This window comes from Solilutibacter pythonis, assembly GCF_003697345.1.
GTDB classification, from domain to species: Bacteria; Pseudomonadota; Gammaproteobacteria; order Xanthomonadales; family Xanthomonadaceae; genus Solilutibacter; species Solilutibacter pythonis.
Genome location: NZ_RFLY01000001.1, coordinates 1 through 13,255, shown reverse-complemented (window position 1 = coordinate 13,255; position 13,255 = coordinate 1). Strand labels below are relative to the sequence as shown.

Genomic DNA, 13,255 nt, shown 5'->3' with positions numbered 1-13,255 from the left:
CCGCCACCGGCTGAGCACGCCCGCATGCCGCGCGCGCCCACCGAAACGGGACGGACATGCGGCCGGCGCGGGCACGGCCACCGTGCAGGAGGGCGAAGCCGTCGCCTTATTTCTTCTTCCGCACGTACAACACCAGTGCGTGATCCTCGATCACGTAGCCATGGCGGGTGGCGATTTCGCGCTGCAGGCGTTCGATCTCGGTACTTTCGAATTCGATGATCTTGCCGGTATCGAGATCGACCATGTGATCGTGGTGGTCGCCGCGATCAAGCTCGTAGACCGCCTGTCCACCGCCTTCGAAATTGTGCTTGAGCACCAGCCCGGCGGCTTCGAACTGGGTCAGCACCCGGTACACGGTGGCGAGGCCGATGTCCTCGTTGCCGGCGATCAGTTGGCGATATATGTCCTCCGCGGTCATGTGCCGCGGCTTGGCGTTCTCCAGCAGGTTGAGAATGCGCACGCGCGGGTGCGTCACTTTCAAGCCGGCGTTGCGGATATCTTCGTTGTCCATTCGGTCTCCGTCGGGTACACATGTGCCGTGGCAATCATCTGAACGGCGGGCAGGCCAAGGGGAACGCACGACTGAACTCGTGCGGGCTTGCGTGTATTATCGCCCAACCTTATCGAACAGTCCCGCCGCATGCGCAACCGCCGGTTTTCCCTTGCCTCCAAGCTCGTCGTGACGATGGCGCTCGTCACCGGCGTCGCCGGTTGCGGCATCGTCTATCGCCAACCGATCTACCAGGGCAACCTACTGGACAAGGGCACCGTCGAGCAGTTGCAGGTGGGCATGAGCAAGCAGCAGGTGGCCGCGATGCTCGGCACTCCGGCAATCGAGGACCCGTTCCACCACGATCGCTGGGACTACACCAGCACCCAGCGTCGCGGCCGTATCGGCAAGACCGAGGTCAAGAACTTCGTGGTGCATTTCCAGAACGACACCGTGGCTCGCTGGGAAGGCGACTACTTCCCCAACCAGGACGCCGAACTGGCGCGGCGCGCCAACCGCGAATTCGGCCCCAACCTGCGCAAAGAGAAGCAACGCGGCCGTTGAGCGCCCACCGCCGCAGGCATGACGAAGCCCGCTAACCGCGGGCTTTCGTCTTCATGGTCCGGGCGGTCTCGGCGCGGCGACGACGCGCTTCTTTCGGGTCTATGACCAGCGCGCGCAACAGCTCCAGGCGGTCGCCGTCACGCAACACGGCATCGGCCGTGACGCGACGCCCAAACACCGCCATGCCGGCCAGCGGATAGCCCTCGCCCAGCCCGGAGGCAGCCAACGCATCGGCGGCACTCGCCCCATCGGCCAGCTCGACGTGGCGCGACGTGACGCGATTCGGCCAGGCGGCGGCGACTTCGACTTTCATCTCAGGCGGCTTCGGCCATCGCGGTGCGAACGAAATCGTCCACCATGCGGTCGGCCAAGCCTTGCATGCCAAGCTTGATCACCGGACCAAGCAAGCTGGAAGCCGGTTCGAACTCCAGTACCAGCGACACTTTGCAAGCCTGTTCGGACAAAGGCTTGAACTCCCAGCGCCCGTAAAGCCGCTTGAACGGGCCATCGGCCAGGCGCATCTCCATCCAGCGCCCCGGCTCCATGGTGTTCTCGGTGATGAACCAAGTCTTGAAGCCGGCCAGTTGCACGTCCATCCGCGCCTTCATGGTGTCCTCGCCGCGTTCGATCAGTTCGGTGGACTGGCACCAACCGAAACGGCGCGGATACGATTCGACATCCACCACCAATGCATACATCGCCTCGGCCGGGCGCATCACCAGCGCGCTGCGTTCGATCTTGTTCGTCACCCTCGTCCTCACTGCAAACCGGCCAGTCATCGGCGACAATGCGGCGATGAGCAAGACCAACAAAAACAAGACCGGCAAGGATACGGCAAAGAACCCCACCATCGCCCTGAACAAGCGGGCCAGGCACGAATACCACTTGGAGCAACGCTTCGAGGCCGGGCTGGCGTTGCAAGGCTGGGAGCTGAAGGCGATCCGTGCCGGCCGCGCCAACATCGGCGAGAGCTACGCACTGATCAAGGACGGCGAGATGTTCCTCTTCGGCGCCCAGATCACCCCGCTGATCCAGGCCAGCACGCATGTCCGCGCCGACGACCGTCGCAACCGCAAACTGTTGCTGCATCGGCGCGAGATCGACAATCTCATCGGCCGCGTCCAGCGCGACGGTTACACCATCGTGCCGACCGCGCTTTACTGGAAAGGCAACAAGGTGAAGGCCGAGATCGCCCTGGCCAAGGGCAAGCAGGCCCACGACAAACGCGCCGCCAGCAAGGAGCGCGACTGGAACCGCGAAAAACAACAACTGATGCGCAAACACAACAAATACGCCTGAAAAGGCATCCTCTCTGATGAGCCAGCCCTCCCCCGGAAATCCAAAAAAACCTTGGATTGGAGGGCCTTATCACATGTCGTTCAAGCGCCGCACGAGGCACTTGCCCTATACCCCCCCCTACGCCTACACGTCACGGGCGACTCAACGGGTTTCAGATGGATGCCTCTGGTATCGCAAAGTCGGGTTCGAACGATATGCGGAACATGCCAGCCACCGGGATTTCCGCACTTGAAGCTCCAAACCTGCATGCCAGCCAAGATCGACGGGAGCCGCCTTCACTATCTGCATTATGTTTCCAGGCATACGCTCCACGACACCCATATCCATCTGCATGGTGCCGTGCGGATATCCAACATATGTGATGGGAGTGCGCCATACTCGGGCCAGTGCCGTTGAGACGGTGCTGCTCCAGTGTGTCGCAGCGAACGCCAAGAAGCTCGGCAACCTTGTCAGTACTAAGTGATCGGTGGTTCTCGGGGTGTAGTTGAACAGCTCGCAAAGCCACTCGGAGGCCAGGGTATCAGCTTGCATGAGTAGTACTTCTAAGCATGCCCACCGATAAGCAGATGCAAAAAGGGCAGTCGGTGAGTGAACCGCATCACATTACCGACACCAATTGCCCACCGTCTGCCCACGCGGCACTTTTCGTTGATCCGCCCCGGTGCATTGCACGACGTGACGAAAAGGCGAGATGTATTAGGGGTAACTGCAAAGCGCTTGCAGCAATCCTTGCAATCTGTTGTTATCGTTAGATATTTTCGGGCATACCCGATTACCAAGCTCGACTGTTCAAGATGGCCTGAACTGGGCAACAGGAACAGAAGCCCATGTGTTTTCGCCCCTCTGATGAAGCACACCAATCAGGTTGATGGCCTTGTCTCCAGTCTTTTTAAGCACAAGTCTGAGCGGCTGTGTTGGTGTCAGTGATGCAGCAACAGGCCGCAAAAACACTGTATTCACGGTTCCTCCGTTTACGAGATTGAAGGCATCTTTATTGAACCCTCCAACGAATGCAGATTGACCTTTAATAGACCCCGACACCTCATTTTCCACATTCGTGACTATCAACGCGAAACCTGGATTAGGCTCCATCAGGCGCGAGGCTTGAATCGTTACTTCGATTGAACCGTTTTCAATAGCGGATTGAACATAGGTAAGGTTTGAGAACCCCTGATACTGCGGGGTAAACGAGGTATGGCCTTGAGTAACGCTGACGATCTGCGCAATTGCGACTTCAAGCCCAACGGTATGCATGTCGATGAACAGTGTTTGTTTGAGGACAGCAGGCATGTCACTGCCATCAACTCGTACGGGCACGATCCGCGTTTTACCCTTCGATGCAGAGTAGAGTGTGTTCTATCATTCCAACTTTACCATCCCACTCGCAAGGCTGTTAACCGACACGAAGAAGAACACGAACTCGGGAGCCTCAAGCCCCTTGTTCATCTGGTCAATGATGCTGTCGCCGGGACGAATCGACCAAGAGTCATAGAACACTTGATCCTGACCGAATATGTCCGCCAGCTTCAGTGCTACCGCTTCGACTAGCGGTTTGTCATTGTGGTCATGACTCAGGAAGATTCTGTGAGTCATCGGTTCCCGTCTGTAGTGATGGCGGTGGGTCAGGGATTCGAACCCTGGAAGGGGTCACCCCCTTGCTAGTTTTCAAGACTAGTGCCTTCAACCACTCGGCCAACCCACCGTTGCTGGAGGTGCTTGCGGGAGGCCTCCCGCTTTCACCCCAACACGTTCGTTCTTGCAGCGTACCCTTTTGCTTTCCACCCTTGGGCCGGAATACCGGAGCCAAGGGCCTCGGCCGCTTAGACCGGCCTCTGCCCTGCCCCCCGTGCCGCGCGGAAGTACACTGCGGCGCTATTTTGACATGCCGTTCTTGTTCGTGGGGGCATCGGCGGGTCGGCAGCACCGGCATTCGAGTTCCGCCGGCAGCGTGGCGGCCAGGTGGTCGATGAAGGCGCGCACCGCCGGCAACATGCCGCGCCGCGAGGGGAACACGGCGTGGATGATGCCTTCCGGCAGCTTCCAGTCCGGCAATACCAGCGCCAGTTCCCCGGCCTTGACGGCCTCGGCGCAGGCCAGCTCGGGCAGCATGGTGATGCCTAGGCCGCGCTTCACCATCGAGCGCAACAGGTTGAAGTCGAAGGCGGCGAAGCGTGGCCGTATCTCGACGCTGCGCACCTCCCCCTCCGGCCCATGCAGGTCCCAGCGTTGCCGGGCTTCGTCCTCCAGGGCGGTCAGCAGGGTGTGGGCGCCGAGGTCTTCCAACGTCTGCGGCCAACCGTGCCGACGCAGGTAATCGGGGCTTGCGACCAGCAATTGCTGGTCGTGGCCGAAGCTGCGCAATACCAGGCTGCCATCGTCGTCCAGCTTGCTGCGCACGCGCAGGGCGACGTCGAAGCCCTCCTGGATCAGGTCGACGCGGCGGTTGCTGACGTGCATCTGCAACCGCACCTCGGGGTGCGCGGCGAGAAAGCCCGGCAGAATCGCCGGCATCACCTCCTGCGCCATCATCACCGGCACGCTGACGCGAACGACCCCGCGCGGCGTGCTGCTCAACTGCGCCACCGCCTCGCGCGCGGCCTGCGCCGAGGCCAGCATCGCCTGCGCGTGGCGATGCACGCTCAGGCCGACGTCGGTAACGGCGAAGCGGCGCGTCGAGCGTTGCAGCAGGCGCACGCCGAGGTCTTCCTCAAGCTGGGCGATACGCCGCGACAAGCGCGACTTGGGGATGCCCAGCGCCCGCTCGGCGGCGGCATAACCGCCGTGATCGACCACCGCGGCGAAGTAATAGAGATCGTTGAGGTCCTGCACCGTCGATCTCCCGCTGGCTCAGGCCAGCCGTTCGATGCCGCCCATGTATGGGCGCAGCGCTTCCGGCACGTCAATGCCGCCATCCGCGTTCTGGCAGTTCTCCATCACCGCGATCAGTGCGCGGCCGACGGCAGTGCCGGAACCGTTGAGCGTATGCGCAAGTTCCGGCTTGCCGGTGACGGGATTGCGCCAGCGCGCCTGCATCCGCCGCGCCTGGAAATCACCGCAATTGGAGCAGGAGGAAATCTCCCGGTAGGTATTCTGCGAAGGCAGCCAGACTTCGAGGTCGTAGGTCTTCTGCGCGGCGAAGCCCATGTCGCCGGCGCACAGCAGCATGCGCCGATACGGCAGACCGAGTTTTTCCAGCACGGCCTCGGCGGCGCGGGTCATACGCTCCAGTTCGGCGGCGCTTTCATCGGGCCTGACGATGGATACCAGCTCCACTTTCTCGAACTGGTGCTGGCGGATCATGCCGCGCGTGTCGCGGCCGTGGCTGCCCGCCTCGGCGCGGAAGCACATCGAATGCGCGGTCATGCGCAGCGGCAGCGCATCGTCCGCGACAATCGCGTCACGGACGATGTTGGTCAGCGGCACTTCGGCCGTGGGAATGAGGTAGCGTTTCGAGGCCGCTTCGCCCTCGCCCACCACGGTCGAGAACAGATCGTCCTCGAATTTCGGCAACTGGCCGGTACCGCGCATCGAATCGGCATTGACCAGCACCGGCACGCTGATCTCCTGGTAGCCATGCTCGCCGATGTGCAGGTCGAGCATGAACTGGGCGAGCGCCCGGTGCAGCCGCGCCAGTTGCCCGCGCAACACGGTGAAACGGGCGCCGGACAGCTTGGCGGCCGTCTCGCCATCGAGCCAACCATTGCGCTCGCCCAGCGCGACGTGATCCTTCACTTCGAAATCGAAAACGCGCGGCACGCCCCAGCGGTGTTGTTCGAGGTTGCCGCTTTCGTCCGCGCCATCGGGCACCGAGGCGTCGGGCAGATTGGGCAATGCCAGCATCCAGCCTTCCATTTCGGCACGGATGGCGTCGAGACGGGTCTCGCTGGCTTTCAATTCCTCACCGAAGCCGGCCACTTCGGTCAACAGCGGCGCGACATCATCGCCCTTGGCCTTGGCCGCGCCAATCGCCTTGCTGCGGGTATTGCGCAGATTCTGCAATTCCTGCGTGCGCACCTGAATCGCCTTGCGCTCGGCCTCCAGCGCGGCGAACGCGGCGACATCGAGCTCGACGCCACGGCGGGCCAAAGCGGTGAGGGCGGTTTCGGGATCGTTGCGAAGCAGGTGCGGATCGAGCATCGGGAGGCCGGCCATCATGTCTGGAAGCCGCCATTATCGCCGCGATTGGCGCAATGCTCACGAACGGGATGCCAGAATCAGCGCTTCCCTCGCCATCATTTCCATCATGAACACCGCTCCTCCACGCGCGCCGGCGCGCCTGATCGAACGCCGCCATCTGCTCTGGATCGCCTTGGCCGCGCTGGGCATCGGCCTCCTGTTGTTCATGCTGATCTGGCGCATCGACCGTGGAAAAAACTTCTACAAGGCCGACCCGAACGCCGCCGGGCAGACACAGGATGGCCAGGTGCAGGTATTCGACCCGCTGCCGGCCCCGCTGCCCGCGCGCAGCGGCGATGGCGCGAGCCAATTGCCGGAAGCACCGGCCGAGAGCGCCGGGCAAGCGGCGCGGATCATCGAGCCACCGCCGCCGGCCGCCGCCCCGGCGTCGCCTCCCGAGACCAGCCCCGCCACCGGGCCGATCGCCGCCCGCGGCGTCGACCGGGCGCCGGAGCCGGTCAGCCAACCCGCACCGCGCTACCCGGCGGCCGCGTTGCGTTCGGGCACCGGCGGGCTGGTGCGGGTGAACGTCGATGTCGGCCCGGATGGCATGCCGACCTCGGTCAGCATCGCCAGCGGCAGCGGCTCGCGCGATCTCGACCGCGCCGCGCTCGATGCCGTTCGCCGCTGGCGCTTCAACCCCGCGATAGAGGACGGCCAGCCCAGCGTCGGGCGCGTCACCGTGCCGATCCAATTCACGCCCTGAGCTGGCTGCCGATGCCGCAGCCTCCGCGTCCGCCCCGCCCAACCACGCCCGGCCTGTGGCTGGCGCTCATCGTGATCGCCCTGGCCGCGCTGGTTGTGGTCTGGAACTTCAGCCAATAAGTGATTCCGGGCCTGTTTCGGCTTTGTCGCGGGTGCATCCGCCATATCCCTGGGACTATAATTTCACCCCCTTTCAACCGGCCATTCAGCTTGAATTTTCCGGATTTTCACAAAACCGGATGAAAATCAGCGACTTGGCCCCTCGGTCACGCAAAAGCGAATACTGGAAATGGCGGATAGCCTTCTGAAGCAGTTTGCCCGGTCTTCCCAACTTGGCGCCAACGCGGCGTACATCGAAGATCTCTACGAGCAGTACCTAGCCGCGCCCGACAGCGTCGGGGCGAAGTGGAAGGCTTGGTTCGACGAATTCAAAGGCCGCGAAGCCGGTGACGTTCCCCACTCGGTGATCGCCGATGCCGTCGCCCATGCGGGCCGTCAGGCTGCCCGCGGCCTGGCCCCGGGCGTGGCCCCCGCGGCTGGCGACGAGCGCGAACGCAACGTCGGCCGGCTGATCACCGCCTACCGTTCGCGTGGCCATCTGGCGGCGCGGATCGACCCGCTGGACATGCTCACCCACCCGGACGCGCCCGACCTCACGCTGGGTTTCCACCGCCTGTCCGACGCCGATCTGGGCGGCGAATTCTCCACAGGCGGTATCGCCGGCCAGGAGCGGATGAAGCTGGCCGACCTGCTGGCCACGCTGAAGGCGACCTACACCGGCCCGATCGGCGCCGAATTCATGCACATCGCCGATGCCGAGCAGCGCCGCTTCATGTACGAGCGGCTGGAAGCCGCCGCCGGTCAATTCAATCGCGGCAAGGAAGACAAGCTGCGCATCCTCGAACGCCTGAGCGCCGCCGAGGGCCTGGAACGCTACCTCGGCACCAAGTACGTCGGCCAGAAGCGCTTCTCGCTGGAAGGCGGCGATTCGCTGATCCCGATGATGGACACGCTGATCCGCCACTCCGGCCAGGCCGGGGTCAAGGAAATCGTCATCGGCATGGCCCACCGCGGCCGCCTCAACGTGCTGGTCAACACCTTGGGCAAGCCGCCGCGCGCGCTGTTCAACGAATTCGAAGGCAAGTTCGAGCACCCCGAGCACGACCGCGCCCATACCGGCGACGTCAAATACCACATGGGCTTCTCCGCCGACGTGGCGACGCCCGGCGGTCCGGTGCACCTGGCGCTGGCCTTCAACCCCTCCCACCTGGAAATCGTCAATCCGGTGGTGGCCGGCTCGGTGCGTTCGCGCCAGTTGCGCCGCCACGACGAGACCCGAAAGCACGTTCTGCCGGTGCTGCTGCACGGCGACGCCGCTTTCGCCGGCCAGGGCGTGGGCATGGAGCTGTTGCAGATGTCGCAGGCGCGCGGCTTCGCGGTCGGCGGCACCGTCCACATCGTCATCAACAACCAGGTCGGCTTCACCACCAGCGAGCGCCAGGACGCCCGTTCCACGCTCTACTGCACCGACGTCGCCAAGATGGTCGGCGCCCCGGTGCTGCACGTGAACGGCGACAACCCCGAGGCGGTGGCGTTCTGCGCCGAGCTGGCCTTCGATTTCCGCCAGCGTTTCGGCAAGGACGTGGTGATCGACCTGGTCTGCTACCGCCGCAACGGCCACAACGAAGCCGACGAGCCGGCCGCGACCCAGCCGCTGATGTACCAGAAAATCCGCGCGATGAAGACCACCCGCGACAAATACGGCGATACGCTGATCGCGGAGGGCCTGCTCGATGCCGCCGGGGTCAAGGCGGTGGCCGATGCCTACCGCGACAAGTTGGATGCCGGTGAAGTCACCGCCGAGGTGATCAAGGTGGTACCGGACGATTTCGCCCCGGACTGGAGCAAGCTGCTCAAGGGGTCGATCGACGACGCCGTGGACACCCGCGTCGCGCGCCAGAAGCTCGATGCGCTGGCGAAGCGAATCAACACCATCCCAGCCGACGTCAGCCTGCATCCGCGCGTCGCCAAGATCTACGACGACCGCCGCAAGATGGCCGCCGGCGATCAGCCGGGCGACTGGGGCTTCGCCGAGAATCTGGCCTACGCCACCCTGCTGGACGAGAACTACCGCCTGCGTCTGGTCGGCCAGGATTCCGGCCGCGGCACCTTCTTCCACCGCCACGCCGTGCTGCACGACCAGAAGACCGACAGCGACTACGTGCCGTTGCAGCAACTGGTGAAAAACCCGGAGGACGCCACCATCATCGACTCGCTGCTCAGCGAGGAGGCGGTGATGGCCTTCGAGTACGGCTATTCCACCACCGACCCCAACACGCTGGACATCTGGGAAGCGCAATTCGGCGATTTCGCCAACGGCGCGCAGGTCGTCATCGACCAGTTCATCGCCTCCGGCGAGGCCAAATGGGGCCGCCTGTCCGACATCGCCCTGTTCCTACCGCACGGCTACGAAGGCCAGGGTCCCGAGCACAGTTCGGCGCGCCTGGAGCGCTTCCTGCAACTATGCGCGCTCAACAACATGATGGTCTGCGTGCCGACCACGCCTGCGCAGGCTTTCCACATGATCCGCCGGCAGATGCGCATGACCACCCGCAAGCCGCTGGTGGTGATGACGCCGAAGTCGCTGCTGCGCCACAAGCTGGCGACCAGCACGCTGGAGGAATTGGCCGACGGGCGGTTCCAGCACCTCATCCCCGACGCCAAGGCCGACGCCAAGGCGGTCACACGCATCGTACTGTGCTCGGGCAAGGTCTATTACGACCTGTTGGAAGACGCCGACAAGCGCGGCCAGAGCGATGCGGCGATCGTCCGCGTGGAGCAGTTGTATCCGTTCCCGCGCGCCCTGCTGAAAGCCGAGCTGGCGAAGTACCCGAAGGCCCGCAACGTCATCTGGTGCCAGGAGGAGCCGCAAAACCAGGGCGCCTGGTTCCAGATCCGCCATCACCTGCAAGCCTGCCTGGCCAAGGGCCAAGCGCTGGCCTACGCCGGCCGCGCGCGTTCGCCCTCGCCGGCCGCCGGCCATTTCAGCGACCACCTCGCCGAGCAGCAGAAACTGATTGCCGATGCCCTGGTCAACGCCCCCGGCGCCGATCCCGGCATCGAATAACCTTCATCATTCCTACTGAACTCCCAATCGGACAAGCACATGGCCACCGAAATCAAAGTCCCGGTTCTTCCCGAATCCGTTTCCGACGCCGTCATCGCAGGCTGGCACAAGAAGGTCGGCGATGCCGTCAAGCGCGATGAGAACCTGGTCGACCTGGAAACCGACAAGGTGGTGCTGGAAGTCCCCTCGCCCGCCGATGGCGTGCTGAAGGAGATCAAGTTCGACGCCGGCGCCACCGTGACCAGCCAGCAGGTGATCGCGGTGATCGAGGAAGGCGCGGTCGCCGAGGTGCCGAAGGCCGAAGCCGCGCCCGCCAAGCAGGAAACCCCGGCCGCCGGCCCGCAGGAAATACAATCGAAGGCCGCGCCGGCACCGGCCGCCGGCCAGACTTCGCAACTGCCGCCGGGCGCGCGCTTCACCGCCGAATCCAAGGGCATCGATCCGGCGCAGGTGGAAGGCACCGGCCGCCGCGGCGCCGTGACCAAGGAAGACCTGATCAACTTCGCCAACGGCAAGACCGCCGGCATCGGCGGCGGCGCCCGCCCGGAAGAGCGCGTGCCGATGACCCGCATCCGCAAGCGCATCGCCGAGCGCCTGATGGAGTCGAAGAACTCGATCGCCATGCTGACTTCGTTCAACGAGGTCAACCTGTCCGAAGTGATGAAGATGCGCAAGGCGCTCGGCGAGCAGTTCGAGAAAGCCAACGGCATCAAGCTCGGCTTCATGAGCTTCTTCGCCAAAGCCGCCGCCAACGCGCTACAGAAGTACCCGGTGATCAACGCCTCGGTGGATGGCGACGACATCATCTACCACGGCTATGCCGACATCTCCGTGGCGGTGTCCACCGAGAAGGGCCTGGTGACGCCGGTGCTGCGCAACGTCGAGCGGATGAACTTCGCCGAGATCGAGGCGGGCATCGCCGGTTTCGCCAAGGCCGCGCGTGAAGGCGGGCTGAAGCTGGAAGACCTCCAGGGCGGCACCTTCACCATCACCAATGGCGGCACCTTCGGGTCGCTGTTTTCCACCCCGATCGTCAACCCGCCGCAATCGGCCATCCTCGGCATGCACGCGATCAAGGAACGCGCGATCGTCGAGAACGGCCAGATCGTGGCCGCGCCGATGATGTACATCGCGATCAGCTACGATCACCGCATCATCGACGGCAAGGACGCGGTGCTGTTCCTGGTGGACATCAAGAACCAGCTCGAAAACCCGAACCGCATGCTGTTGGGCATGTGATCCGACGAGACCCCGCGCACGTCGCGGGGTTCCTCATTCGCGACCGCTAAGGAACGAAGAATCATGAGCGAACAACAGCAATTCGACGTCATCGTCATCGGCGGCGGCCCCGCCGGCTATCACGCCGCGATCCGCGCCGCCCAACTGGGCCTGAAGACCGCCTGCATCGACGCCGCGCTCGGCAAGGACGGCCAGCCGGCGCTTGGCGGCACTTGCCTGCGCGTGGGCTGCATCCCGTCCAAGGCGCTTCTGGATTCCAGCCGCCAGTTCTGGAACATGGGCCATCTCTTCAAGGAACACGGCATTTCCTTCGCCGATCCGAAAATGGACGTCGCCACCATGATCGGCCGCAAGGACAAGATCGTGAAGCAGTTCACCGGCGGCATCGCGGCGCTGTTCAAGGCCAACAAGGTCACGGCCTACTACGGCTTCGGCCAATTGCAGCCGGGTAACTTGGTGAAGGTGAAGCAACACGACGGCTCGGAAGTCGAGCTGAAGGGCACCAACGTCATCCTCGCGGTCGGCTCGGATTCCATCGAGCTGCCGTTCGCCAAGTTCGACGGCGAGCACATCGTCGACAACGCCGGCGCGCTGGACTTCACCGAAGTGCCGAAGCGCCTTGGCGTGATCGGCGCCGGGGTGATCGGGCTGGAACTGGGCAGTGTGTGGAACCGGTTGGGTTCCGAAGTCACCATCTTCGAGGCGCTGCCGGACTTCCTCGCCGCCGCCGACAAGGAAGTGGCCAAGGTCTCGGCCCGCGAATTCAAGAAGCAGGGGCTCGATATCAAGCTCGGCACCAAGGTCGGCAAGGCCGAGGTCAAGGGCGGCGAAGTCGTGCTCACCTACGACGACGGCAAGGGCGAGCAGACCCTGGCCGTGGACAAGCTGCTGGTGGCGGTGGGCCGCCGCGCGGCCACCCGGGACGTGCTGGCCGAAGGCACCGGCGTCAAGCTCGACGAGCGCGGCCGCATCGAAGTGGACGCGCATTGCCATGCCGGGGTCGACGGCGTCTGGGCGATCGGCGACTGCGTGCGCGGCCCGATGCTGGCGCACAAGGGCTTCGAGGAAGGCATCGCGGTGGCCGAGCTGATCGCCGGCCTGCCCGGCCACGTCAACTTCGACACCATCCCGTGGGTGATCTACACCGAGCCGGAAATCGCCTGGGTCGGCAAGACCGAGGAACAACTGAAGGCCGAAGGCATCGCCTACAAGGCTGGTAGCTTCCCGTTCGCGGCGGTCGGCCGCGCGGTGGCGATGGCCGAGCCGATCGGCTTCGTCAAGGTGCTGGCCGATGCCGAGACCGACCGCATCCTCGGCATGCACCTGGTCGGCCCGAACGTCTCCGAGCTGGTGCACGAAGGCGTGGTTTCGATGGAATTCAAGGGCAGCGCCGACGACTTGGCCCGCATCTGCCATGCCCACCCCTCGCTTTCCGAAGCGGTGCACGACGCGGCGATGGCGGTGGACAAACGCGCGATCCACAAGGCGAATTGACCACGCCCAACCCTGCACAGGAACGGCGCCCGATTGAACTGCCCCCCAAATATTGGACGGTCGGTTGATAGCTTACGCTGCCAAGGGCTGGGTTCGGTATTGCACCGGGCTCAGCCCTTTCAGTTTCAGCATGATGCGGTCGTGGTTGTAGTAGTGAATGT

At 64.0% G+C, this 13,255-nt stretch carries 13 protein-coding genes, 1 tRNA gene and 1 pseudogene; 6 read left to right on the top strand and 9 right to left on the bottom strand.

The window, feature by feature from the left end; translation table 11 throughout:
* Positions 1-106: 106 nt before the first annotated feature.
* On the bottom strand, positions 107-511 hold the full coding sequence (gene fur / locus EBB59_RS00070) for a ferric iron uptake transcriptional regulator (protein WP_122100128.1): 405 nt from the start codon (positions 509-511) through the stop codon (positions 107-109).
* Between the two features lie 174 nt (positions 512-685).
* On the opposite strand from fur, the gene EBB59_RS00065 reads away from it, so the two are divergent.
* Positions 686-1,054, top strand: a complete 369-nt coding sequence (locus tag EBB59_RS00065) for an outer membrane protein assembly factor BamE (protein WP_122100359.1) — start codon at positions 686-688, stop codon at positions 1,052-1,054.
* A gap of 31 nt (positions 1,055-1,085) precedes the next feature.
* Here the strand turns inward: EBB59_RS00065 and EBB59_RS00060 are convergent, their stop codons facing one another.
* Both EBB59_RS00060 and EBB59_RS00055 read right to left on the bottom strand, forming a co-directional pair.
* Positions 1,086-1,367 (bottom strand): RnfH family protein, encoded by a 282-nt coding sequence (locus tag EBB59_RS00060; protein ID WP_122100127.1) that lies wholly within the window; start codon positions 1,365-1,367, stop codon positions 1,086-1,088.
* A gap of 1 nt (position 1,368) precedes the next feature.
* Positions 1,369-1,803, bottom strand: coding sequence for a type II toxin-antitoxin system RatA family toxin (locus EBB59_RS00055; RefSeq protein ID WP_281273196.1), 435 nt, complete (start codon positions 1,801-1,803; stop codon positions 1,369-1,371).
* Positions 1,804-1,849: 46 nt separating this feature from the next.
* Between EBB59_RS00055 and smpB the strand changes: the two genes are divergently transcribed.
* A complete protein-coding gene (smpB, locus tag EBB59_RS00050; protein WP_122100125.1) occupies positions 1,850-2,353 on the top strand; it encodes an SsrA-binding protein SmpB in 504 nt (167 codons plus the stop codon).
* Positions 2,354-3,142: 789 nt separating this feature from the next.
* Here the strand turns inward: smpB and EBB59_RS14045 are convergent.
* The 5 genes and pseudogenes from EBB59_RS14045 to serS form a co-directional block, all read right to left on the bottom strand.
* Complete coding sequence (locus EBB59_RS14045) at positions 3,143-3,643, bottom strand: hypothetical protein (protein ID WP_211327661.1); 501 nt, start codon at positions 3,641-3,643, stop codon at positions 3,143-3,145.
* Between the two features lie 69 nt (positions 3,644-3,712).
* Entirely contained in the window at positions 3,713-3,946 is a 234-nt protein-coding gene (locus EBB59_RS14040) for a toll/interleukin-1 receptor domain-containing protein (RefSeq protein WP_211327660.1), read from the bottom strand.
* A gap of 19 nt (positions 3,947-3,965) precedes the next feature.
* Positions 3,966-4,055, bottom strand: a tRNA-Ser gene (locus EBB59_RS00040).
* A 227-nt stretch (positions 4,056-4,282) separates the two neighbouring features.
* Positions 4,283-5,182: pseudogene (locus tag EBB59_RS00035) on the bottom strand (LysR family transcriptional regulator); the annotation flags it as partial.
* A gap of 18 nt (positions 5,183-5,200) precedes the next feature.
* Positions 5,201-6,490, bottom strand: coding sequence for a serine--tRNA ligase (serS, locus tag EBB59_RS00030; RefSeq protein ID WP_122100358.1), 1,290 nt, complete (start codon positions 6,488-6,490; stop codon positions 5,201-5,203).
* 106 nt (positions 6,491-6,596) lie between these two features.
* Here serS and EBB59_RS00025 point away from each other — a divergent pair, with 106 nt between their 5' ends.
* The 4 genes from EBB59_RS00025 to lpdA all read left to right on the top strand — a co-directional run bounded on the left by EBB59_RS00025 (position 6,597) and on the right by lpdA (position 13,094).
* Complete coding sequence (locus EBB59_RS00025; RefSeq protein WP_122100357.1) at positions 6,597-7,235, top strand: energy transducer TonB; 639 nt, start codon at positions 6,597-6,599, stop codon at positions 7,233-7,235.
* Positions 7,236-7,523: 288 nt separating this feature from the next.
* A complete protein-coding gene (locus tag EBB59_RS00020; protein WP_122100123.1) occupies positions 7,524-10,361 on the top strand; it encodes a 2-oxoglutarate dehydrogenase E1 component in 2,838 nt (945 codons plus the stop codon).
* A gap of 39 nt (positions 10,362-10,400) precedes the next feature.
* Entirely contained in the window at positions 10,401-11,600 is a 1,200-nt protein-coding gene (sucB, locus tag EBB59_RS00015; RefSeq protein ID WP_122100122.1) for a dihydrolipoyllysine-residue succinyltransferase, read from the top strand.
* A 63-nt stretch (positions 11,601-11,663) separates the two neighbouring features.
* Entirely contained in the window at positions 11,664-13,094 is a 1,431-nt protein-coding gene (gene lpdA / locus EBB59_RS00010) for a dihydrolipoyl dehydrogenase (RefSeq protein ID WP_122100121.1), read from the top strand.
* Positions 13,095-13,166: 72 nt separating this feature from the next.
* Here the strand turns inward: lpdA and EBB59_RS00005 are convergent.
* Positions 13,167-13,255: IS3 family transposase (locus EBB59_RS00005; protein ID WP_147455472.1), on the bottom strand; the 89-nt coding region annotated here is incomplete at its 5' end.